Source organism: Mesorhizobium sp. LNHC209A00, from assembly GCF_000502915.1.
Classification (GTDB): Bacteria; Pseudomonadota; Alphaproteobacteria; order Rhizobiales; family Rhizobiaceae; genus Mesorhizobium.
The window spans coordinates 783979-807004 of sequence record NZ_AYWT01000002.1 but is presented as its reverse complement, the minus strand read 5'-3'; the positions used below and the strand labels follow the sequence as shown (position 1 = coordinate 807004).

Sequence of the window (23026 nt, the reverse complement as noted above, 5' to 3'; positions counted from 1 at the left end):
CGGCCGACACAAGACCGTCGCGCAAGCGGCGATCAAATCGGCGCGTCGCGGGCGGTTTGCCGGCATCGCTCGGAAGGTTGCAAAAAGCCTGCTATTTCCCTGTTGCAATCGCCGCGCTCTTCAGCCATATAGGCCCGGCTTGCGGCCAAGACGCCGTGTGAGCGGGTGTAGCTCAGGGGTAGAGCACAACCTTGCCAAGGTTGGGGTCGAGCGTTCGAATCGCTTCACCCGCTCCAGTTTCCTCCAGGAAATCAAGCACCGAAAAGCCGCGGTTCGCCGCGGCTTTTTCGTTTTTGACGGATTGAACCTCGACCGCCCAAGAGCCGGACGTCACTTATGGGACTGCTGGAAGCCGGCAACGTCGTACTGAGATACGCTCTTCGGGTTCTTGGAGTTCTGCGGCTGGGTACCTGCGTAATGTGTTCCCGCATTTCCGTCCGGGTTGAAGGCTGAACCCGGCGCGGTGCTGGCATTGCCCGGCGTAACACTTCCTGTCTGAGCGGTGCCGATCGTTTGATCGGGTTGGCCTTTCGTCCCCGTTACCGAGTGGACGTTGGCAGCCGAAGCCAGGCCGGCGGAGGTCATCAGCAAGCCCAGTACCATGGGGAAGAGGTGATGTTTCATCATTGTTCTCCCAAAATCGGTTTGATTTCAGGGCGCTCGCGGTCTCGGGAGCACCCGGCGAACAAGACTGAAACGCTTTTCGGGACGCCGTTCATCCCGAGCATCACGGATCTGTGATGTCGGGCGCCGCCGGCCTGTCGCACAGGCTAACCCACGCCTTCCGTTGGGTGCACGGGAAATTCCTGCGCCGCTCGACTGGGCTACTGACCCGTCCCGAATTTGTATGTGACGCGGGCCATGACGGCATCCACTTTGGCGTCGGTCCGATACGTCTCTGGGTTCACTCCGATTGTGCCATCATCAAATACGTTATTGCCGCTGCTGGTCTTGGACCCAAGATCGATGTGGGTGTAATCGACGCCGAGAGATAGGTTGTCGGTAATGGCATAGTCGATCCCGGCGCCGAGGGCATAGCCGCTTTGCCAGTCGTTCTTCTCGTATGTGACCAAAGCATCATTGTCCCAAGTCGTGAACTTGACCTTGCCGCCGGCATACCCGGCCTTTGCATAGATCAACACACGATCGAAGGCATAACCAATGCGTCCAACGGCTGTAACGTAGTTGGAGATTTTACCGGTTTCAGTGTCGCTGTCTGGGAAATAGGGGCTGACGATGGTCTTTTTGATGCCCGTGGCAGTCCACGTCGCCTCGCCACCCAGGACGATCTGGTTCCACTGATACTGTGCGCCTATGTGAGCGTCGGTTGCCGTGATGTCGCCGTTTGCCGCGCCCTGCCGACGCACCACTTGCGTAAATGGCTCTCCTGGCGACCGGCACGTCACCAGCCGCAACCCCGGTGATCTCGTTCCGCGACAAAGCGGGGCGTCAGTATTTGGTACCCGAACTGTCGCCAGCGGCATCCGCGCCTGGTTGCTTTCGTCCGCCGGTCAGCCGACCGGACTCGAACTCCTCGACCGCCTTGTCCCAGCAGGCCTTCTCACGGTCGGGCATCAAGCCTTCCCGCTCCCAGAGTTCGCGGGCCCGCTTGCTGATATGCGCGACACGTTCTTCGTGGCTGATCACCATGGCCGTCTTCCTATGGATATCCAGAGGAAGCAACCGGACAGCGCCTGAAATGTTCCAATTGGACGCGTAGAGTCCCCGCCGGTTTGTTCTTCTCCACATGGATTGATGGGCCGGCTAACCATGCCTCGTCGATCTGATCGCGCAGCAGCGCCATGCCATAACCCTTGCGGCGATGGATGGACGAAAAGCGATGTCGCCTGTTCCTGCCGTCCGGCGCCAGCTACCAGATCGACCAGGGACAGAAGACGCTGCCGCCGGACCTCGTCAAGGCGATGAAGCCGGGAACCAATCTGAACATCGGCATGGAATCCGTCACCCGCAAGCCGGTCACCATGCCGGTGTCGCTGGCCGGCTTCAGCGCCGCGTTGACCAAGCTGGAATCGATCAAGTAGACCTTCGGTCGCTTGATTGTCGGCGCCCGCGATGCTCCGTTGCCGGTTCCATGCATACGGAGAAGCCTCATGACGGGTTTTGTCGACCGGCAGCGCGCCACGCAGTTGATGCAACGCGCCGGCATCGCGGCGCTGGTGCTCTCAGCGCCCGAGGCCTTCCATTATGCGACCGGCGCTTCGATCGGCCCGGCCGGCCTGTTCCGGCGCGCCGGCGCCGGCTTCGTCGTCGTCCCGGCCAGACAGGACCTGCCGATCGGCGTTGTGGTCGCGGACTTCAATGCCAGGCAACTGCGGACCGCCGCGCCCGAGATGGTCGTGCGCTCGCACCCGATCTGGATCGAAACCGCGCCGGTCGAGACAGGACCTGCAGGGCTGCCTTTGGCGGAGCGTATCGAGGCTGGCCAGGCTTCGCTCGGCCGCGCGCCGGATTTCGCGCGTCCCGCAACCTTCGACCTCGCCGGCTCGGTGCGCCAGTTGCAGGCAATCCTCACCGAGTTCGGGCTGCAGCGTGCCACGCTCGGCCTCGACCTCGACTTCATTCCCGCCGCCGATTTTGCCGCCATCCAGGCGCTGCTGCCGGATTGCCCTGCTGTGGACGGCTCGCCCGTGCTGGACCGGCTGCGCGCGGTCAAGTCGGAGCGCGAGATCGACCTGCTGCGGCAAGGCATCATCCTGTCGGAAGCAGGCCTGGAGCGGCTGCAGGTGGATGCCATGGCCGGCATGCGCCAGAGCGATCTCGTCGCGCTCTACCGGCAGGGCGTCGCCACGGCGGCTGCCGGCTTGTCCCATCCGGTCATCACGGCCGAATATGTGACGCTGGGCGCCCGGGCCAAGGGCGCCGACGCCAGGGCCGTGGCGGGCGATCCGCTGAAATGCGACATGGTCTGTACGGTCGGTGGCTACGCCTCCGACATGTCGCGCAACTTCACCTTCGGCCCGCCTTCGGCCGATCAAGCTGAACTGCACGCCATTGCCGAGCGCGCCTTCGACGACGGGCTGGCCGAGCTTGTTCCCGGGAACACGCTTGCCCATGTCCACCGCGTCGCCACCGACAGCCTGGCGCGCCAAGGCCTGCGCTCCTACCGCCGCGGCCACTTCGGCCACGGCGTCGGACAGTCGGTCTTTTCCGAGCAATGGCCGTTCATATCGGCTGGCAGCGAGGTCGTCATCGAGGCCGGCATGGTGCTGGCCTTCGAGATCCCGCTCTACATCGACGGCCTCGCCAGCTTCAACCTCGAGGACCAGTTCCTGATCACGCCGGAAGGCCCCGTGGCGATGAACCGGCTGCCGCGGCGGCTGGAAGTGATTGGGTAGGCCAGCACCATGCGGCGGTGGTCACCTGAGCGCGTGAAGAACTAAGCGCTCACGGCCGGCCGCCTGTCCTTCCATGGCATTTCCTGTTCCAGCCGCGCCGACGCCGCCAGTACCGTCGCCTCGTCGCCGTAGCGGCCGACAAGCTGCACGCCGACCGGCGCGCCGCCCTGCGACCAGCCGAGCGGCAGCGAGATCGCCGGCTGGCCGGAGATGTTGAAGGGGAAGGCAAAGACTGCATCCGCCCATTTGGCGTTGTAGCGGTCGATATCCGTCTCCGACATGTCGTAATAGCCGAACGGGCGCGGCAGTTGCGTCAAGGTGGGCGTGACGAAGAGATCATATGCCTCGAGGTCGCCGACAATATCGCGGCCGACTTGCCGGAGCTGCTCGACATCGGAGATGTGCCCGACCCCGCTGGTGGCGCGGCCGCGCTCGATGATTGCCCAGGTCACCGCCTCGACATCGCCTGACGTCACCGGCCGGCCGATCACCGTTTCGAGGTAGTCGAAGGTCGCCGCCGTCTGCACGCAGGTCATGTTGGTGTAGGTCGCCCATACGCCGTTGGCATCGAGCGGCATGTCGTGCTCCTCGACATGATGCCCCAACCGCTCGAGTGCGGCCACGGTCGCCAGCACCGCCGCCTTCACCTCCGGATCGATGGCGGTGCCGTTGGGCGGCGTGACTGTGAAGCCGATGCGCAGGTTTTTCGGCGCACTCCCCGACAGGCTAATCCAGGAGGCATCCGGCACCGGCGGCGTATAGGGCTCGCCGGGCAGGGCGCCGGCCACCGCATCGAGATAGGCCGCCGTGTCGCGCACCGTGCGCGAGCAGCAGAGGAAGTAGGCACCGCCGTACCAATAGTCGCCAAACGGCGCCAGGCTGACGCGGCCGCGTGACGGTTTCAGGCCCACGATCCCGCAGCAGGAGGCGGGGATGCGGATCGAGCCGGCGCCGTCGCTGGCCTCCGCGATCGGCACCATGCGCGAGGCGACAGCCGAGGCCGCGCCGCCGCTCGATCCGCCTGGCGTGATGCCCTCCTTCCACGGGTTTTTCGTCGTGCCGTAGAGTTTTGGTTCCGTCGTGATCGACCATCCATTTTCGGGCGCGTTCGACTTGCCGACCAGCACCAGTCCCGCCGCCTTCATGCGGCGGACGACTTCGGTGTCGAAATCGGCGACGACATCTCTGAGGTAGAAACAGGAATTGGTGTTGGGCGCACCTGTCCAGGACGAGGCCAGTTCCTTGAGCAGGAATGGTACGCCGGCAAAGGGTGCCGATCTGTCGACCGTCGCGGCCTGCGCGCGCGCCATGTCATAGAGGCGATGAATGACCGCATTGAGCGACGGGTTCAACCGCTCGACTAGCGTGATCGCCGCCTCGACCAGTTCCGCCGGCGAAACCTGGCCGCCGCGGACCAGCGCGGCGAGGCCAAGCGCGTCGGACTCGGCATAGGTTTTCAAAAGACTGTCGGTGACCATCTCTCTCTCTCCCTATTCTCCTGTCCTCGACACTCGTCGAGGCGACCGAGCCATCGCTTCGGTCATTTGCCAATGTTGGCACCGCCCCTCATCCGCCTGCCGGCACCTTCTCCCCGTATAGTGACGGGGAGAAGGGAGGACGGCCGCAACCCCGGCGCCACTCCTGTGGCCTTAAAGGTTGGCGAAGTCGTCGGTGACGGCGTCTTTCTCCCCGTCACTGTACGGGGAGAAATGCCCGGCAGGGCAATGAGGGGCAGGGCAAACTTGGGATGGTTGTCCTGCAGGGGCTCCAATCCCGCCAATGTTCTCACTGCCGACGTTCACTGCCGGCGCCCTCCAGCGCCGGCAACCGGATGACGTCAGGCCAGTTCCACCGTCCGTCCCAGCTCGATGCTCTGTTCGGCCGCGAGCACGATGCGCAGGCTGTTGACCGCGGCATCCATCTGCTCGGTCAGATCGAGGTCCTCGCTTATGGCGCGCAGGAAGAACGCCTGCTCGCGGTCGCACAGTTCCTGGTGGCCGGGCTCGTCCTCCATGCTGACGATCTCGTCGGGCTTTTTGAAATTCTTGTCGCCGTCGACGGCGGCATAATGGATCTTCAGCGCGTCGGTCTTGGTGTGGCGGTCGATGTCGGCGGAGTTCGACACTTCGGCCAACTCGGCGGCGCTGCTCGCCTGCTGGCCGGCGACGATCGAGACCGCGCCTTTCGGGCCGACGACATCCTTCACGAAATAGGCCGTCTCGCTCATCATCGGGCCCCAGCCGGCCTCGTACCAGCCGACCGAACCGTCATCGAAGGTGACATGCAGATGGCCGTAATTCTGCTTGTCGGCTTCGGCCCACAGTTTGGCGCCGATGCCATGCACGCGTACCGGCTTGGCGCCGGTCAGCTGGCACATGACGTCGACATAATGCACGCCGCAATCGACGATCGGGATCAGCGAATCGATCAGGTTCTTGTGCCAGTGCCAGGCGCTGCCGCTGCTTTGCTGGTTGAGGTTGAGCCGCATGACCAACGGCTTGCCCAGCGTCTTGCCGACCTCGATGAACTTGATCCACGAGGGGTGGACGCGCAGGATGTAGCCGAGCACCAGCTTGCGGTTTTTCGCACGCGCGGCCGCCACCACCTTTTCGGCGTCCTCGATGTTGGTGGCCAAAGGCTTTTCCATGAACACGTGGCAGTTCGCCGCGATCGCCTTCAGCGCGTATTGGGCATGCGTGTTTGGCCAGCTGTTGATCGAGACCGCGTCGGGCTTGGTCTCCTTCAGCGCCAGATCGAAATCCTCGTAGAGCGGATAACCGGCGAGTTCGGCCGGGATTTTCGTGTTGCTCTTGATCGAGCGGCTCATGATGCCGACGATCTCAAACCCCTCCGAGCGGTGATAGGCGCTGGCGTGCGACGCACCCATATTGCCGAGACCCACCACCAGTACTTTTACCTTGTCGGCCATGTCAGCCTCCCAAATTCTTGATTGGATCGTGTGGGCGGCGCGCTGCCGCCCTTGTTGGTCATCCCGCGTTTGCGCTGCCCCTCATCCGCCTGCCGGCACCTTCTCCCCGTATAGAGGCGGGGAGAAGGGAGCTTGCCGCAACCTCCGCGCCTTTCTGGAAACATTGGAGATGGGCGAAACCATTGATGACAGCATCTTTCTCCCCGTCGCTATACGGGGAGAAATGCCCGGCAGGGCAATGAGGGGCGGCGCCGCCATCGACAGATCTCGGATGCGATTTGCGCAGCCCTACTTCACCGCCGAATCGAACAGGTGCGCCTTGATCTTGTCGACATCGAGCGCGGCAAAGCCTTCCGACAGTTTGACGCCGTCGGCGTCGGCCTTGACCTTGGCCTTGTCGAAGTCGTTGGCGGCCGGGATCAGGTCGTTGGTGCAGACATCCTCGGCCTTCACCGGGTTGGTGATCTGGCCGATCTTGTGGATCTCGTCGAAGAAGCCCTGCCAGCTCGCCATGTCGTGAGAGCCCCAGCCGCCGCGCTTGTCCATGTCGCCGCGGAAGACGTTGATCTGCTGCAGGATCGAGGTGGTGCCGAGCTCCGGTCCGAGGTTCTTGGCCAGCGTCGGGAACTGCTCGAACACCGCTTCAACCGCCGCGCGTGGATTTTGATATCCAAACTCAAGGCCCATCGCCCAGCCGCGCAGATACTTTTCCAGGAACGCCTTCTTGTCGGGGTCCTCGAGGTCGGCGGCGCGCACGACGAAGGTGTTGGCCGGCAGCTTCGAGTTCTTCACGCCGAGCCAGTATTCGAAGTCGAGACCCTTGGCGATCCATTCGGCGCGCAGCCCTTCCCATGACAGCGCCGCGTCGCCCTGGCCGCCGGCAAGCGCGGTGCCCCAGGTCGGCCAGCCGGCCTCTACATATTTGACCTTCTTGATATCGACGCCTTGCGCGGCAAGCAGCGGATCGGTGATCGACTGCCAGGCGGCGGAGCCGAGCAGGATGGTCTTGCCTTCGAGCTTCTTCAGATCGTTCGAGCCCTCGCCCTTGCGGAAGGCAATGCTGAACGTGTCGCGCGCGCCCATGTGGAACACCGACTTCAGCTTCATGCCGTTCTGAATGGCGAAGGAAAACACGCCGGGCGAGGGAAAGCCCATATCGGCCTGGCCGACATCGACGAACTTCACCGTCGCCGTGCCGTCGGACGGTCCCGGCTGCATGTCGGTGTCCAGCCCGTCGAAATAGCCGGCCTTCTTGGCCGCCCAGTAGGGATAGTCGTCGAGCACTTCGAGCGTGCCGCGCGGCGAAATCCAGGTGAACTTTCCATAAGGCTCGGCCCTTGCCCTGAGGCCGGTGGCGCCGAGCGCGGTCGCCGTCACCAGCCCGGCGCCGGTCACCTGCAGGAAGGTGCGGCGGCTCATTCCCGCCTGTTGGATGAGATTATCCTTGGTCATGGCACTCCCCTTTGTTGATTGTTGGTCTGCCGCCCGCCTCCGGGCGTGCTCATTGCCTTCGCTTCAAGCCTCCCAGCTCGCCCATTTCTTGCCGATGAGGAAGAACAGCACGTAGATCAGAATGCCGAGCATCGACAGGATCAGCACCACGGCGAAGAATTGCGGCATCTGGATCATCGACGAATAGGTGGTGAGCCGGTTGCCGAGGCCGAAGCCACCGCCGACCATCTCGGCGCCGACGGCGGTGAGCAGGCCGAAAATGGCGCCGATCATCAGCCCGACCAGGATCATCGGCAGCGCCATCGGCGCGCGGATTTTCCAGAAGATCTGCAAGGTGCTGGCGCCATAGGACCGCGCCAGCGCGATCTTGGCGCTGTCGACGCGACGAAAGCCGGTGGCGGCATTGATCATCACCATCGGTCCGGCGGCCAGCGCCACCGCGATGATACGCGGCGTGTAGCCGAAACCGAAACGCAGGATGAGCAACGGCACCAGCGCCAGCATGGGCGTGGTGACAAGCAGCAATATATACGGCGCGACGATCTTTTCCGCGAACGGGAACTGGGTGATGACGGCGGCCAGCATAAGACCGACGGCGGCGCCGACGGCAAAGCCGGACACCAGCTCGACCAGCGTATAGCCGAGATGCGGCGCGATCAGCGGAAACTCGTCGAACAGGGCATACGCGATCGAGCTCGGCGGCGGCATGATGTAGAGCGGCACATGGAACAGCCGCAGCGCCAGTTCGATGCCGCCGATGATGATGACGGCGACGGCGAGGATGGCCGCCACCTCCTTGCCCGACTTGATGCCCGGGCCGCTGGCGAAGGCCGAGAGGTTGGTCAGGCTGACGTCTTGCCCATCACCTGATTTCGCCCTCGAAAATTCGGGAATGGCGTCGCTCATGGCCTGATCCTCACGATCTCGGCGCTCGGTCGCTCCAGCGCCTTCGGTCTGGTGCGCTCTCCGACAATGTCCATCTTGATCCGGTTGGTGAGGTCGAACACCTCCTTCATCGCCATGATTTCCAGGGAGCGCGGCCGCGGGAACGGCACGCGGTATTCCTTGGCGACGCGGCCCGGCCGCGCGCTCAGCACCACGACGCGGTCGGAGAGGAAAATCGCTTCCTCGATTGAGTGGGTGATGAAGACGATGGTGGTCTTGGTGTCGAGCCAGATCTCCTCGACCAGCCGGTTCATCTCCTCGCGGGTAAAACTGTCGAGCGCGCCGAACGGCTCGTCCATCAAAAGCACCGACGGTTTCAGCGCCAGCGCCCGCACGATCGCCGCACGCTGCTGCATGCCGCCCGAAAGCTCGCGCGGGAACTTGCCGCCGAAACCGTCGAGGCTGACCCGGTTAAGCAGATGCGCGATCCAGGCGCGGTCCGGTTTTTCGCCCTTGATCTCGAAGGGGAAGCGGATGTTGGCGTCGAGATTGCGCCAGGGCAGGAGGTTGGCTTCCTGGAAAACGATGCCGATATCGGGATGCGGCCCGGAAATCTCTTTGCCGTCGAGCTTGATCGCGCCGCTTGTCAGGCCGTGCAGACCCGACATCGACCACAACAGCGTGGTCTTGCCGCAACCGGACGGGCCGACGATTGAGACGATTTCATTGGCTCTGACGTCGAGGCTGCAGCGGTCCAGCGCCAAGAGGTCGCCGGACGCCGTGTGATAGATCTTGGTCGCTGCCTGCACGCCAAGCTTCGGCGTTGTTATCTCGCCCGCGTTCATCCGCCCCTCGGAGATTGCGTGATGATCCAATGGTCATCAGACTGCCAGAAATCAGTGTGTAACTATCCTACTTTGCTGTCAAGCGTCGACGATGACAAGCGCGGTACGAGAATCGCTGGCCTGGTATAACTATCTGTTTTGATGTGGTATTCTTTGCCTTGAAATCCGTGTTGCTTTCCTACATGATTTGTCAGGCGCACACGCAGCTGCCCTGGCGGCACGCATCGGTTGCAGCGGTGCCGTGCGCATGGAACGACAGCGTGCGAACATGATAAGAGGTCAGGTCGAAAACGGGCTAGGGAACACCGCCTTCATGACCGAAGCTGCCAGCCATCCGATCGCGGACGAAGAGGGAGCCGGGGGCGAACCCGTCCGGCGCATTCCCGACATCATCTCACTGGTCAAGGATTCCTACGGCGAATTGCGCCCGGCCGAACGCCGCGTCGCCGATGTCGTGCTCGAAAATGTCAAATATGCCGTCGACGCTTCCAACGCGGCGCTGGCCCAGCGAGCCGGGGTCAGCGAACCGACGGTGACCCGGTTCTGCCGGGCCATAGGCTGCGAGGGCGTGCGCGATTTCAAGCTGAAGCTGGCGCAGAGCCTCGTCGTCGGCGCACTCTACCTGGACACGTCGCCGGCCAGGGAGGGAGACGCCGCCATGCCGTTCTGGAACGCGGTGTTCGGCGAAGCGCGCCGGGCGCTGCAGGAAGCCGAGCGGCAACTCGATCCGGGTGAGCTGGAAAAGGCCGCCGAGCTGATCGCCCGGGCCCGCCAGGTCACCGTATTCGGGCTCGGCGGCAGCTCTTCGGCGCTGGCGCAGGAAACTCAGTACCGGCTGTTTCGCTATGGCATCTCGATCAGCGCCCAGTGCGACCCCTATTTGATGCGCATGACCGCCTCGACGCTGAAGCCCGGCGACCTGGTGGTCGCCATCTCGGCGACCGGGCGCACGCGCGAGGTGATCGAGGCGGTCGAACTCGCCAAGCACTATCGCGCCAACGCGATCGCCGTGACGGCACCCGATACCGAGCTCGCCCGCGCCTGCGACGTCAAGCTGACGGTTGCCGTGCCCGAATATCCCGACACGCTGAAGCCGACGGCCTCGCGCTTCGCCTTCCTGGCGATGATCGACCTCCTGGCGGTGGCCTCGGCCTACAAGCTCGACGGCCCGGCCCGCGAGACCGTGCGCCGCATCAAATACAACGCCCAGATCCACCGCACGGGCAAGGAAATGGAGCCGCTCGGGGATTAGGCAGGCGGATGAGGGGCAGCGCCGGGTTCAACAATTACCGTCCCAACTCAGGTTGGGCGGATGCAGCAAGAGGGAAGAAATGCTCGAAATGGCACCGACGAAACAGGCAGCCGCATGGCTCGCATCCCTGGCGCAAGCGCTCGAAGCCGGCGATGTTCCCGCCGCAAGCAACCTGTTCGTCGACGATTGCTATTGGCGCGACCTGCTGACCTTCACCTGGAACGTCACGACGATGGAAGGCCGCGAGGCCATCGCCGACATGCTGAAAGCGACGCTGGCGACGACCAAGCCTGCCGCGTGGCGGCTCACCGGCGAGGCGACCTCGGATGAAGGCACCATCGAGGCCTGGTTCACATTCGAAACGGCGGCGGCCACGGGCGAAGGCATCATGCGGCTGCGCGACGGCCGCTGCCGTACCCTGTTCACGGCGATGACCGACTTGAAAGGGTTCGAGGAGCGCAAGGGCGCGGCGCGGCCGCTGGGCGTGCGCCACAAGGCGGACCCGGAACGCGAGACCTGGTCGGAAGCGCGGGCGCGCGAGGCGCGCGAACTCGGCGTAACGGCGCAGCCCTATTGCCTGGTCATCGGCGGCGGCCAGGGCGGCATCATGCTCGGAGCACGGCTGCGGCAGCTCGGCGTGCCCACCATCGTCATCGAGAAGAACGCACGGCCGGGCGATTCTTGGCGCAACCGCTACCGCACGCTCGTGCTGCACGATCCGGTCTGGTACGACCATCTGCCCTACATTCCATTCCCCGACAATTGGCCCGTCTTTACGCCCAAGGACAAGATGGGCGACTGGCTGGAAATGTACACGCGCGTCATGGAGCTGAATTACTGGGTCGCCACCAGATGCCTTAGCGCCAGCTTCGACGAGGCGGAGAAGGAATGGACCGTTGTGGTCGACCGCGTCGGGCAGCGCATCACGCTGAAGCCGAAGCACATCGTCTTCGCCACCGGCGCCTACGGTCCGCCGCGCAAGATCGACCTGCCGGGTTCCGACCAGTTCAAGGGCGAGCTGCTGCACTCCAGCCAGTATGCCAGCGGCGAGAAATTCCGCGGCAAGAAAGTCGCCGTCATCGGCGCGGCCAGTTCCGGCCACGACGTCTGCGTCGACCTCTGGGAGAGCGGCGCCGACGTCACGATGATCCAGCGTTCGCCGACCACCGTGGTCAAGTCGGACACGCTGATGCAGGTCGGTTTCGAGATATTCTCCGAAGACGCGCTGAGGCGCGGCATCACCACCGAGAAGGCCGACATGATCGTTGCCTCGACGCCGTTCGCGCTGGTGCCCAAGGGCCAGCGCGCGCTCTACGACGTCATCCGCGCGCGCGACGCCGAATTCTACGAGCGTCTCGCCGCCTCCGGCTTCGCGCTCGATTTCGGCGACGACGAAACCGGCCTCCTGATGAAGGCCTACCGCACCGGCTCCGGCTACTACATCGACGTCGGCGCCTCGGACCTGATCATCGACGGCAAGGTCGGTATCCGCGGCGGCGTCGCGATAAAATCGCTGACGGCGAAAGGCATCCTGTTCGAGGACGGCAGCGAGCTCGAGGCTGACGCCATCATAGCGTGCACCGGCTACCAGTCGATGAACGAAAACGTGGCGGCGCTCGTCTCGCGCGAGGTCGCCGACAAGGTCGGCCCCTGCTGGGGCCTCGGCTCCGGCGTCAAGGGCGACCCCGGCCCCTGGCAAGGCGAATTGCGCAACATGTGGAAGCCGACGGCGCAGGAAGCACTGTGGTTCCACGGCGGCAACCTGGCGCTGTCGCGTTTTTACTCGAAATACGTGGCGCTGCAGATCAAGGCGCGGATGGAGGGTGTCGGGACGCCAGTCTACGGGAAGCCGAGCAATTCCTGACCGGGTAACGCAAGTAGCGGTGGGCACGTACTCGAAATTGCTTGCGAACTTTTCAGATAGGGTGAGTAGTCGCCCCTGTATGCCTGGCAATTCTGGGGGGAAGCCGGTGGGACTGTTGAGAGGGCTTCGCATAAAGCTGGGACTGAAGAAGGACCCGTTGCCGCCACTGCCAGGCGTCGAGATCGGTCGTCATACTTACGGCCTCAACAGGGAATCGTTCTTCAGTCCGCACAAGAACGTGCCGGTTCGCATAGGTTCGTTCTGCTCGGTTGGCCCGGGTGTTCTGTTCATCTGCGCGGCGAAGCATCGCCTCGACGCCGTGACCACCTATCCGATCCAGTTTGCGAACGGAAAAATCCGGAATGCGCCCGGCGACGAGGGCAACGGACCCATCACGGTCGGCCACGATGTCTGGATTGGCGCCCGCGGCATCATCCTTGGGGGTGTCACGATCGGCAATGGTGCTGTGCTGGGCGCCGGCAGCATCGTCACCAGGGACGTCCCGCCCTATGCCATCGCGGTCGGCAATCCCGCTCGTATCATCCGGTACAGATTCGCGCCTGAAATTATTGAGCGTTTGCAGTCGTCGCAATGGTGGAACTGGAGTGACGATCTTATCCGCGAGCGCGTTGAGCTTTTGACGACAGTAGGCGCCGAGAGTTTCGTCAACGCAGTGGATGCGGCGTACCCGTCCGATAGTCCTTCGACCGCTCACTGACTAACCGGCCTGGCTCAATCGTGGCTGTGGCCAAAGTGCCGGGCTGCGATATCGACATGGGTGTGCCGGGCATGCGCCTCGAAACCTTCGGTCTCGCCGACATCGTTTGCCGCCTCGTTCGGCCACCATGTGCCGCCGATGACGATGCCTTCCGACACCAGCCGCTGGTCGGTGACCAGCAATGCGCCGATCGCATCGACGAAGGTGAAGCGGCCCGACCGCTGGCGAAGCACGGCGACATCGCCGACGGTGCCGACCGCCAGCGTGCCGAGATCCGGCCTTGCGATCGCCCGCGCCGGCCCTTGCGTCGCCGCCCGCAGAACCTCGACCAGCGGCATGCCGAGGGCCATCAGCTTCGACATGCAGACCAGTATGTCGAAGGCCGGCCCGTCGACGCAGTAGAGATGCACGTCGCTCGAGATGACGTCGGGCGCCAACCCTTCGGCCAGCATGGCGCGGGCGACCTCGAAGTCGAACGAACCCATGCCATGGCCGAGATCGAAGATAACGCCGCGCTCGCGCGCCAGCCGCATTTCGGGCCGCACCATGCCGGAGGCGAACACCGGCGCATTGGGGAAGGGCCGAAAACAATGTGTGAGGATGTCGCCCCGGCGCAGGCGCGGTAGCACTTCGGAGCGGCCGGGCGGCGGCTCGTCTATATGCGCCATCAGCGGCAGGCCGGCCTTGTCGGCGGCCTCCAGCGCCAGATCCACCGGCGCGATGCCGCTGGTGCCGCCGGCATGCTTGCCCGAGCGGACTTTCACGCCGACGACGACATCGGCGTGCTCGCGCACCGCCGCCACCACCTCGCGCGGCTCGCAGAGACGGAGATCGCTGCATTCGCCGACCGACACCGTCTGCGAGAATCCGAAGATGCCGGCAAAGGAAATGTTGACATAGGCCAGGATGCGCACCTTCGAACGCTCCATGACATGGCGGCGGAAGCCGAGGAAATTGCCCGCGCCCGCGCTGCCGGCGTCGATGAAAGTGGTGGTGCCGCTCTTGGCGGCGAGCCTGTCGGCGTCGACACCGAGCGAAGTGCCGCCCCAATAGACGTGGCTGTGCAGGTCGACCAGACCGGGCGCCACGATGCAACCCGTGGCGTCGATCACCTGGGCGGCGCTGGTCGCTGGAATGTCGGCGTCGATCGCGGCGACCCGGCCATTGGCGATGGCGACATCGCGCGGCGCATCGACGCCGGGCGCCGGGTCGATCAGCCGTCCGCCCTTCACCAGGAGGTCGAATTGCATTTGTTGGAACCTCCGATTGGCCCAATTATCGTTTCAGGCCGGTCTGTAGGCGACGGCCTCGACTTCGATCTTGATGTCGATCATCAGCCGCGATTCGACCGTGGTGCGTGCCGGCGGATTTTTCGGGAAATGCCTGGCATAGACCGCGTTGAAAGCGCCGAAGTCGCGCGCGTCCTCGAGCCAGACGGTGGTCTTGACCACGTCGTCCAGGGTGCAGCCGGCGAGCGCCAATGCGGCCTTCACATTGGCGAGCACCTGCTCGGTCTGCTCCGTGATGCCGCCCTTGACCACGATGCCGTCGCCGCCGACCGGAACCTGGCCCGAGGCAAAGACAAAATCGCCGGCCCGCACGGCGGGCGACAGCGGCACATGGGACGTTCCGAAAGTCTGCTTGGGCAAGGGACGGCCTCCTCCGATGACATGGCCGGACACCGAGGTGGCGGCTTGGGGACGAGATTTACCGCGATCGCGGCGTTCCCGATAGAGCCCCTTGTTGGAAAGCAACATTGTTGGAAGTCCGTGTTGCTTTATTACAGAAGCGCTTGCATCGTGCGCGTTTGCCGGACGGGCTCGACGCCACGACGGATAGACGACCTTGCGAAACCGGAGACCCTCGACAATGACCTTCGACAGGAACCCGTTCCCTTCCGGCGACGCCGACCGTCACGCGCTGTGGGAGATGCTGGTGCGGCGCGACATCGATGCCTTCATCGGCCAGGACTGGGCCATGGTCGAAAACGATTTCATCGCCGAAAGCTTCTTCGGCATGCATGCGCATTTCCTGGCCAATGCCGATGCCTGGCGGCTGCAATTCCCGCGGCTGGAGATTTACCGCGACGAGTGGCTGCGCCAGGCAAAGGAAACGGCGGCGACCAAATTCGCCGAGCCGCTGCGCGAGGCGCTGTTTCGCGTCACCAATCTGCGCGACATCGATGTCGACGGCGACCGCGCCGTGCTGCACAAGAAGTTCGACGGCAGCGTCGCCAAGGCGGATGGCAGCGTCGATCGGCTGAAGTGGCAGACATTGTACTTCTGCCGAAAGGTCGGCGCGAGCTGGAAGATAGCCGGCTTCGTCGGCTACATGCCTTATCCGCTGGGAAGCTAGTTTCGATTCCCATGAACGACGATCGACATTCGTGATGGCCGATCAGCCGCGCAAATTCCCGTGGCGAACTGCTCAGTACAGCGTGATGAAGGCCGGGAACAGCACGCCTGTCTCCCTGAAATACTCGATCAGTTCGATGGCTGGGAAGATGGCGAGGAAATAGAGCCCGTCGAAAAAGGTGCGCCTCAGTGCCCGGGTCGAGAACTGCAGCTCGTCATTGTCGTGGTAGAGTAGCGGGTTTGGCCAGAACCGGGGCGTCGCCTTGATGTAGGCGCCATAGACCGGGCCGAACTTGCCCAGGAGATATTCCGCCTCCTTGCGCGCCGTGACACGGAAGATCAGGAAGCTGGCGGCGCCGAGCGCGGCGGCGGCCACCAGCGAGCCGTAGAGCAGGCCGATGCCGACCGCGCCGACCGTCGAGAAGAAGTAGAGCGGGTTCTGGCTCATCGAGAATGGTCCCGTCGAGACCAGCTCTTCATTTTTCTTGCCGCCGACATACAGGATGCTCCACAGCCGGCCGGCGACGCAGGCGAGCACCAGGCAGAAGCCGAAGAATTCGAGCGTTTCGTGGCCGTTGGAGCCTTCGCTGAGCGCCGGTTTGGTCAGGAACAGCAGCAGCACCGCCAGCGCCGCCGCGACCCGGATGAATATCAGCCGCTTGCGCTGGTCGAAAGCCTGTGAAACCGGCTTGAGGGAAGCGTAGGTCATTTTCGTGTTTTCCTGGGCACTCTGGTGCAGGCCCGGCCATTGGGGCACGCCATTGATGGCGGATACAAGGCGCTTATCCTCTATCAGCGCATCGCGAGGCATTCGTAAAGGCCTTTTGCGTCGGCCACCGCATCCTTACGAATTTGTATGGCGCCGGACAGGCTGGTGAGAAGTCACTTCCCTATGGTTGGAATACCGGCCCGCCACCTCGGCGGCCGGCTTCGACCAGGTCAGGGAAAGGATGCTTTCATGAGAAAATTTGCACTTGCCGTCGCAGTGGGGACCCTCGCCGTCTCGGCGTCGATTTCCTCCGTTTTCGCGGCCACCGCGCCTTGCGAGGAGACGTTGAAGACCCTTCGCGCCGCCGAGGCGACAGCCAAGCTGAGCGCCGGCGACAAGGCCAAGGTTTCGGAACTGGAGACCAAGGGCATCGAGCGCTGCAATGCCGACGACGACAAGCGCGCCGACGACTTCTTCGCCCAGGCCATGAAGGTCATGGGCAAGTAACCTGACCCGGCCATCGAGGACATCAGCCATGCTCGCACCCCACACACACCCGAGCCGAAACAGGGTGCCGGACGTCACCCTCGACTTCTGGCTGGTCAAGCTGATGGCGGTGACCATGGGCGAGACGGCGGCCGACTATCTCGCCGTCAACCTCGGCCTCGGCCTGACCGTCACCTCGCTGATCATGACCGGCGTGCTGATCGTCGCCCTCGCCCTGCAATTCGCGCAAAAACCTTACGTGCCCTGGGCCTACTGGCTGGCGGTGGTGCTGATCAGCGTCGTCGGCACGCTGGTCACCGATAATCTCGTCGACAATTTCGGCGTGCGCCTGCAGACCACCACGATTGCCTTCTCGGTGGTGCTCGCGGCGACATTCGCGGTCTGGTACGCAAGCGAACGGACGCTCTCGATCCACACCATCTTCACCACCAGGCGCGAAATCTTCTACTGGCTGGCGATCCTGTTCACCTTCTCGCTCGGCACCGCCGCCGGCGACCTCGTCGCCGAGACCTTCGACCTGGGCTATCTGACCACGGGGCTGCTGTTCGGCGGCGTCATAGCGCTCATCGCGCTCGCCTGGTATCTCTTCCATCTGGACGCCATCCTGGCGTTCTGGCTCGCCTATATACTGACGCGTCCGCTTGGCGCCTCTTTCGGCGATTGGCTGTCACAGCCAGCCGAATATGGCGGCCTCGGTTTCGGCACCATTTTCACCAGCCTGATCTTCCTCGGCTGCATCATCGCGCTCGTTCTCTACATGACGCTGAAGACCACCCCCGACGATGCCGACGAGATTCTGCTGGAATCGGACTGAGCCGCCGGCGCGACCATCCTAGGAACGAACCCGAGCCGGTGATAGCCTGTCGCCGATACCGGCAGCCAGGGAACAGCGATGCGGCTACTTCTCGTCGAGGATGACCACAGGACGGCGGACTATATCGTGCGCGGCCTGACCGAGGCCGGCCATGTCTGCGACCTCCTGCGCAATGGCCATGACGGGCTTTTCGCCGCGACCAGCGGCGGCTACGACGTGATCGTCGCCGACCGGATGATCCCGGGCCTCGACGGTCTTTCGATGGTCAAGGCTGTCCGCGCCGCCGGCGTGCGCACGCCGGCGATCTTCCTCACTTCGGTCGGCGGCATAGACGACCGCGTCGAGGGGCTCGAGGCCGGCGGCGACGACTATCTGGTCAAGCCCTTCGCCTTTTCCGAGCTGCTTGCCCGCATCAACGCGCTCGGCCGACGGCCGGCCGCGCAGGAACAGAAGACCGTTCTGCGGGTCTCCGACCTCGAAATGGACCTCATCATGCGGCGCGTCGTCAGGCAGGGCCAGCCGATCGACCTGCAGCCGAGGGAGTTCAGCCTGCTCGAGGTGCTGATGCGCGGCGAAGGCCGCGTCATCACCCGCACCATGCTGCTGGAACGCGTCTGGGATTTCCATTTCGATCCCAAGACCAGTGTCGTCGAAACCCATATCAGCCGGTTGCGGACCAAGGTCGACAAGCCGTTCGGCACCCAGCTCATCCACACCATCCGCAACACCGGCTACAGCCTGCACGCACCGCTCTCCCAGTGATCGCGACCCGATGACCGCGACCCGGACCCGCCTGCTGCGCAGCACGCCATTCCGGCTTGCCCTGACGTTCGCCTTCCTGTTCATGCTGGCCTTCGTGCTGTCCGGCGCCATCGTCTACCAGATGATGAGCGCCGACCTTGCCGAGCAGCTCGACGACACCATCAGCGAGACCTTTGCCGTCATCGCCGCGACCTATGCCGACAAGGATCTCAGGGAGTTGGTGGAGACGGTCGAAAACCACTCCGCGCGCAGCCCCAGGAAGGAGCAGCTCTTTTCGCTGACCGACGCGGCCGGCAGCCGTATTGCCGGGAACTTCACCGCGGCCGGGCTTCCCGATGGTTTCTCGATGTTCGGCGCCGAAATGCCGGGCCTGCCGCCGGACACCGAATATCGCGCCTATTCCGGCTCGGTCGGCGCCAACACGCTGACCATCGCCTTCAGCCTCTCCGAGACCGAGGAACTGGAAACGATCATGCTGATGAGCTTCGGTTGGGCGACGCTGATCATCACCGGCCTGGCTGTCGCCGGCGGCGCCCTGCTCGCCTCGCGCGTCCAGCGCCGTCTCGACGGCATTGCCGCCACGATGGTCGACGTTTCGCATGGCCGCCTCGACACCCGCATCCCACTGACCGGCAAGGACGACGACATCGACATCGTCTCCGGCCAGATCAACGCGGCGCTCGACCGCCTGTCGGCGCTGGTCGAGGGCATGAAGCAGGTCAGCGCCGACATCGCGCATGATTTGAAGACGCCGCTGAACCGCCTGCAGATGATCCTGGAGAGCGCCGCCGACAAGGCCGCGCGGCGCCAGGACGTCTCCAACGATCTGGCTGACGCGCGCGGCGAGGGCCATCAGATCAATGAGACCTTCGACGCGCTGCTGCGCATCGCGCAGATCGAGGCCGGCGCGCGCAAGGCGCGCTTCACCGATGTCGCTCTCGGCGAGATCCTCGAGACCATCGCCGAAATCTACGCCGGTGTGGCCGAGGATGACGGCAAGGTGCTGTCATCGGTCGAGCTGCGTCAGACCGCCGACCGCATCCATGGCGATCCGGAACTGCTGACGCAGATGTTCGCCAACCTGGTCGAGAATGCGCTGCGCCATTGCCCGCCCGGCACATCCATCCAACTCTCGGTGACGCGCCGGGACGACCGCGTGCTTGCTGGCGTCGCCGACAATGGCCCCGGCATTCCCGCCGACGAGCGCGAAAAAGTGTTTCAGCGTCTCTACCGGCTGGACCACAGCCGATCGACGCCAGGCAGCGGCCTCGGCCTCAGCCTAGTCAGGGCCATTGCCGACCTGCACGGCGCGACTATCGCGCTCGAGGACTGCCGGCCCGGGCTGGGCGTGGTGGTGAGTTTTCCCTTGGCGATGGATTAGCCGACAAAATTACCGGTACTAACCAATACCGGCTTGAGAATCCGATTCACCTGTCGATGCGGGTCGACAAAATAATCGACGACGATGTCCGCTCCACGCCCTCCATGGCGCCGATCTGGTCGAGCAGCGTGTCGAGGTCGCGGATCGACGGCGCGTCGACGATGACGATCATGTCGAAATTGCCGCTGACGGAGTGCAGCGTTCTGACCGGCGGCAGCGCCTGCAGGCTGCGCACCACCTTGTCAGCCAGCTTGGGCGTTACGGTGAGCAGCACATGCGCCCTGACCAGCCCCTGCTCATAGTCCGGCGCCAGCCGTGCGCCATAGCCGGTGATGATGCCGCGCTGCTCCAGCCGCTCGATTCGGCTTTGCACCGTAGTGCGCGACACGCCGAGCCGCCGCGCCAGTTCGGCCGTCGAGGCGCGCGCGTTGGCGCGCAGCAGCGAGAGCAGGGCCTGTTCGGCATCACTGAGCATTTCGACGAAATCCTTCGGCGAATCGGCAAAAGATTGGGTTCAGTTTGCAGAATTCCATGCTTCCTTTCGACAGGCAAGTTGCGATGATTTCCGCGAACACGGATCGCAGGGGAATTTGATCATGAACAAGATCGTTATCGTCGGGGCCGGCAAGATCGGCTCGACCATCGCCGAAATGCTTGCCGCGACGGGAGACTATCAGGTCACCCTCCTCGACCGCTCGGCGGCGCAGCTCGCCGCAGCGGAAGTCCCAGCCGGCGTCGAGACGCTGGAACTCGACATCGCGGCGCCCGGTGCGCTTGAAGCAGCGCTCGCCGGCAAGTTCGCGGTGCTGAGCGCCGCCCCCTTCCATCTCACCACGCGCATCGCCGAGGCGGCGGCAAGTGCTGGCGTGCACTATCTCGACCTCACCGAGGATGTCGTCTCGACCCGCCGCGTCAAGGAACTGGCGCGCGACGCCAAGAGCGCCTTCATCCCGCAATGCGGGTTGGCGCCTGGCTTCATCTCGATCGTCGCCAATGATCTCGCCAGCCGCTTCGACACGCTGGAAAGCGTGCGCATGCGCGTCGGCGCGCTGCCGCAATACCCGTCCAACGCGCTGAACTACAATCTGACTTGGAGCACCGACGGTGTCATCAACGAATATTGCGAGCCTTGCGAGGCGATCGTCGAGGGTGAGCTGGTCGAAGTGCCGCCGCTGGAGGAGCGCGAGGAGTTTTCGCTCGACGGTGTCACCTACGAGGCGTTCAACACCTCCGGCGGCCTCGGCACGCTGGCCGAGACGCTGAAGGGCAAGGTACGCACGCTGAACTACCGCACCATCCGCTATCCCGGCCACGCAGCGATCATGAAGGCGCTGCTCAACGACCTTGGCCTGCGTCATCGCCGCGACGTGCTGAAGGATATTTTCGAAAGCGCCCTGCCGGCGACGCTGCAGGACGTGGTCATCGTCTTCGTCACCGTCTCCGGCCGCAGGAACGGCCGTCTGCTGCAGGAGACCTACGCCAACAAGATCTATTCCCGGCGCATCGGTCAAGCGGTGCGCAGCGCCATCCAGATCACCACCGCGTCTGGCATCTGCGCCGTGCTCGACATGCTGGCGGACGGATCGCTGCCGGCGACCGGCTTCGTCAAGCAGGAGGACATCGCACTCGATGCCTTCCTCGCCAACCGCTTCGGCCGGGCCTATGCCCAGCATGACATGGTGAGCCGGCTTGCGGGGTGAGCGGCGTAGGGGCGCCGCCGTATCCTTCCAAGGGGTAGGCCCCACCGCCCGCTCAAATATGCAGGGCGTGCCCGAGCGCCTTGAGCGCAGCTTCCTGGAAACCTTCGCCTTGCGTCGGATGGGCATGGATGGTGCCAGCGACATCTTCCAGTCGTGCCCCCATTTCCAGCGCCAGCCCAAACACCGCCGACAGTTCCGACACGCCTTGCCCGACCGCCTGGATGCCGAGCACCAGGTGATTGTCGGCGCGCGCCACGACGCGGACGAAGCCGTCTTCGCCGAGCTTCGTCATGGCGCGGCCATTGGCGGCGAAGGGAAACAGGCCGATCTTGATCTCGCCGCCCTGCGCCTTGGCCTCTTCGGGCGACAGACCCGCCGTCACCAGCTCGGGATCGGTAAAGCAGACGGCCGGGATCGAGCGCTTGTCCCAGCTGCGCTTGTGGCCGGCGACGATCTCCGCGACCATTTCGCCTTGCGCCATCGCCCGGTGCGCCAGCATCGGCTCGCCGGTGACGTCGCCGATGGCGAAGATGCCGCGCATCGAGGTCCGGCACTGGTCGTCGATACGGATGAACTTTCCGGCCCTGTCGAGATCGATCTGGTCGAGCCCCCAGCCTTCCGCCACCGGCTTGCGGCCGACCGTCACCAGCACCTTGTCCGCGGCGACCTTGGTGCTCTTGCCGTCCGATGTCTCGACCAGCAGGGCATCGCCGTCTGTCGATAGCCCTTTGGCCTTGGCGCCCAGCATCACCTCGACGCCGAGCGCGGCAAGCCGCTTGACGACAGGTCGGGTCAGCTCCGCGTCATACTGCGCCAGCACGCGCGGCAAGGCTTCAACCACGGTGACCCCGGAGCCCATCTTGGCAAAGGCCATGCCGAGTTCGAGCCCGATATAGCCGCCACCGACGACAGCGAGTTTCTTGGGAACCTCACTCAGGGCCAGCGCGTCCGTGGACGAGATCACAGGCCCGCCAAAGGGAAGAAAAGACAATTCGACCGGCGCCGAGCCGGTGGCGATCACGATCGTCTCGGCCCGGATCACCTGGCTTCCGGTCTCGGTCTCGACCTCGACGGTCTTGCCGTCGCGAAACCTCGCCCAGCCATGCACGGTCTTCACCCCGGCCTTCTTCAGCAGGCCGGCGACACCGCTGTTGAGCCGGCTGACGATGCCGTCCTTCCAGGCGATGGTCCTGGCCAGATCGAGCACCGGTGCGGTGACCGAAATGCCGAGCGGGCTGTTGCCGCCGGCCATGTGCGACACCTTCTCGAATTCCTCCGCCGCGTGGATCAGCGCCTTGGACGGGATGCAGCCGACGTTGAGGCAGGTGCCGCCGGGCTTCGCAACCTCGACGATGACTGTATCGACGCCGAGCTGTCCGGCACGAATGGCGCAGACATAGCCGCCCGGACCGGCGCCGATGACGAGCAGCTTGCAGGAGATTTCCTTCATGTTGGCAGCGTCCTTCTGGTGAAAACTGCCGGTGACGCCCTCCCATCC

At 64.2% G+C, this 23026-nt stretch carries 24 protein-coding genes and 1 tRNA gene; 12 read left to right on the top strand and 13 right to left on the bottom strand.

Annotated elements, in window-relative coordinates:
- The first annotated feature begins 161 nt into the window (after positions 1–161).
- Positions 162–236 (top strand) — tRNA-Gly (locus X739_RS158705).
- 94 nt (positions 237–330) lie between these two features.
- Here X739_RS158705 and X739_RS158710 read toward each other — a convergent pair.
- The 3 genes from X739_RS158710 to X739_RS158720 form a co-directional block, all read right to left on the bottom strand.
- Positions 331–624, bottom strand: coding sequence for an adenylate cyclase (locus X739_RS158710; RefSeq protein WP_198026130.1), 294 nt, complete (start codon positions 622–624; stop codon positions 331–333).
- A gap of 200 nt (positions 625–824) precedes the next feature.
- On the bottom strand, positions 825–1370 hold the full coding sequence (locus X739_RS158715; protein ID WP_023793520.1) for an outer membrane beta-barrel protein: 546 nt from the start codon (positions 1368–1370) through the stop codon (positions 825–827).
- A 79-nt stretch (positions 1371–1449) separates the two neighbouring features.
- Entirely contained in the window at positions 1450–1650 is a 201-nt protein-coding gene (locus tag X739_RS158720; protein WP_031240359.1) for a DUF2934 domain-containing protein, read from the bottom strand.
- 176 nt (positions 1651–1826) lie between these two features.
- On the opposite strand from X739_RS158720, the gene X739_RS158725 reads away from it, so the two are divergent.
- The gene (locus X739_RS158725) at positions 1827–2042 is read left to right on the top strand and encodes an invasion associated locus B family protein (RefSeq protein WP_023782066.1); all 216 of its coding nucleotides are present in this window, start codon (positions 1827–1829) and stop codon (positions 2040–2042) included.
- 69 nt (positions 2043–2111) lie between these two features.
- Positions 2112–3356 carry a Xaa-Pro peptidase family protein gene (locus X739_RS158730; RefSeq protein WP_023793516.1) on the top strand — a complete coding sequence of 415 codons (1245 nt, stop codon included), beginning with the start codon at positions 2112–2114 and terminating at the stop codon, positions 3354–3356.
- A 41-nt stretch (positions 3357–3397) separates the two neighbouring features.
- On the opposite strand, the gene X739_RS158735 is transcribed toward X739_RS158730, so the two are convergent.
- The 5 genes from X739_RS158735 to X739_RS158755 form a co-directional block, all read right to left on the bottom strand.
- Positions 3398–4834 (bottom strand): amidase, encoded by a 1437-nt coding sequence (locus tag X739_RS158735; protein WP_023793514.1) that lies wholly within the window; start codon positions 4832–4834, stop codon positions 3398–3400.
- Positions 4835–5193: 359 nt separating this feature from the next.
- Complete coding sequence (locus X739_RS158740; RefSeq protein ID WP_023771914.1) at positions 5194–6285, bottom strand: Gfo/Idh/MocA family oxidoreductase; 1092 nt, start codon at positions 6283–6285, stop codon at positions 5194–5196.
- 288 nt (positions 6286–6573) lie between these two features.
- Complete coding sequence (locus X739_RS158745; RefSeq protein ID WP_023793511.1) at positions 6574–7737, bottom strand: ABC transporter substrate-binding protein; 1164 nt, start codon at positions 7735–7737, stop codon at positions 6574–6576.
- 63 nt (positions 7738–7800) lie between these two features.
- Positions 7801–8643 carry an ABC transporter permease gene (locus tag X739_RS158750; RefSeq protein ID WP_023771916.1) on the bottom strand — a complete coding sequence of 281 codons (843 nt, stop codon included), beginning with the start codon at positions 8641–8643 and terminating at the stop codon, positions 7801–7803.
- Positions 8640–9467 (bottom strand): ABC transporter ATP-binding protein, encoded by an 828-nt coding sequence (locus tag X739_RS158755; RefSeq protein ID WP_023793508.1) that lies wholly within the window; start codon positions 9465–9467, stop codon positions 8640–8642. Before X739_RS158755 ends, X739_RS158750 begins: the two co-directional genes overlap by 4 nt.
- Positions 9468–9780: 313 nt before the next feature.
- Between X739_RS158755 and X739_RS158760 the strand changes: the two genes are divergently transcribed.
- The 3 genes from X739_RS158760 to X739_RS1000000171130 all read left to right on the top strand — a co-directional run bounded on the left by X739_RS158760 (position 9781) and on the right by X739_RS1000000171130 (position 13301).
- On the top strand, positions 9781–10719 hold the full coding sequence (locus X739_RS158760) for a MurR/RpiR family transcriptional regulator (protein ID WP_023782060.1): 939 nt from the start codon (positions 9781–9783) through the stop codon (positions 10717–10719).
- A gap of 79 nt (positions 10720–10798) precedes the next feature.
- Complete coding sequence (locus X739_RS158765) at positions 10799–12583, top strand: NAD(P)/FAD-dependent oxidoreductase (RefSeq protein ID WP_023793506.1); 1785 nt, start codon at positions 10799–10801, stop codon at positions 12581–12583.
- Positions 12584–12689: 106 nt separating this feature from the next.
- Complete coding sequence (locus X739_RS1000000171130; RefSeq protein ID WP_280940057.1) at positions 12690–13301, top strand: CatB-related O-acetyltransferase; 612 nt, start codon at positions 12690–12692, stop codon at positions 13299–13301.
- Between the two features lie 14 nt (positions 13302–13315).
- Here the strand turns inward: X739_RS1000000171130 and X739_RS158775 are convergent, their stop codons facing one another.
- Positions 13316–14551, bottom strand: coding sequence for an amidohydrolase/deacetylase family metallohydrolase (locus tag X739_RS158775; RefSeq protein ID WP_023793501.1), 1236 nt, complete (start codon positions 14549–14551; stop codon positions 13316–13318).
- Positions 14552–14584: 33 nt separating this feature from the next.
- Positions 14585–14950, bottom strand: a complete 366-nt coding sequence (locus X739_RS158780; RefSeq protein WP_023793499.1) for a RidA family protein — start codon at positions 14948–14950, stop codon at positions 14585–14587.
- Positions 14951–15170: 220 nt separating this feature from the next.
- On the opposite strand from X739_RS158780, the gene X739_RS158785 reads away from it, so the two are divergent.
- Entirely contained in the window at positions 15171–15656 is a 486-nt protein-coding gene (locus tag X739_RS158785; protein ID WP_023793497.1) for a hypothetical protein, read from the top strand.
- Positions 15657–15728: 72 nt separating this feature from the next.
- Here the strand turns inward: X739_RS158785 and X739_RS158790 are convergent, their stop codons facing one another.
- Positions 15729–16364 (bottom strand): isoprenylcysteine carboxylmethyltransferase family protein, encoded by a 636-nt coding sequence (locus tag X739_RS158790; RefSeq protein ID WP_023782055.1) that lies wholly within the window; start codon positions 16362–16364, stop codon positions 15729–15731.
- 249 nt (positions 16365–16613) lie between these two features.
- Here X739_RS158790 and X739_RS158795 point away from each other — a divergent pair, with 249 nt between their 5' ends.
- From X739_RS158795 to X739_RS158810, 4 genes are all read left to right on the top strand, one after another.
- Positions 16614–16871 carry a hypothetical protein gene (locus X739_RS158795; RefSeq protein WP_023793495.1) on the top strand — a complete coding sequence of 86 codons (258 nt, stop codon included), beginning with the start codon at positions 16614–16616 and terminating at the stop codon, positions 16869–16871.
- A gap of 28 nt (positions 16872–16899) precedes the next feature.
- Complete coding sequence (locus X739_RS158800; RefSeq protein WP_023771925.1) at positions 16900–17685, top strand: membrane protein; 786 nt, start codon at positions 16900–16902, stop codon at positions 17683–17685.
- 78 nt (positions 17686–17763) lie between these two features.
- A complete protein-coding gene (locus tag X739_RS158805) occupies positions 17764–18447 on the top strand; it encodes a winged helix-turn-helix domain-containing protein (RefSeq protein WP_023793492.1) in 684 nt (227 codons plus the stop codon).
- Between the two features lie 10 nt (positions 18448–18457).
- Complete coding sequence (locus X739_RS158810; RefSeq protein WP_023793490.1) at positions 18458–19828, top strand: ATP-binding protein; 1371 nt, start codon at positions 18458–18460, stop codon at positions 19826–19828.
- Between the two features lie 46 nt (positions 19829–19874).
- Here the strand turns inward: X739_RS158810 and X739_RS158815 are convergent, their stop codons facing one another.
- On the bottom strand, positions 19875–20303 hold the full coding sequence (locus X739_RS158815) for an Lrp/AsnC family transcriptional regulator (RefSeq protein WP_023771928.1): 429 nt from the start codon (positions 20301–20303) through the stop codon (positions 19875–19877).
- A 121-nt stretch (positions 20304–20424) separates the two neighbouring features.
- Here X739_RS158815 and X739_RS158820 point away from each other — a divergent pair, with 121 nt between their 5' ends.
- Positions 20425–21528, top strand: a complete 1104-nt coding sequence (locus tag X739_RS158820) for a saccharopine dehydrogenase family protein (RefSeq protein WP_023793487.1) — start codon at positions 20425–20427, stop codon at positions 21526–21528.
- A gap of 52 nt (positions 21529–21580) precedes the next feature.
- On the opposite strand, the gene lpdA is transcribed toward X739_RS158820, so the two are convergent.
- Positions 21581–22978: a dihydrolipoyl dehydrogenase gene (lpdA, locus tag X739_RS158825; protein ID WP_023793484.1), complete on the bottom strand. Its 1398-nt coding sequence runs from the start codon at positions 22976–22978 to the stop codon at positions 21581–21583.
- Between the last annotated feature and the right edge of the window lie 48 nt (positions 22979–23026).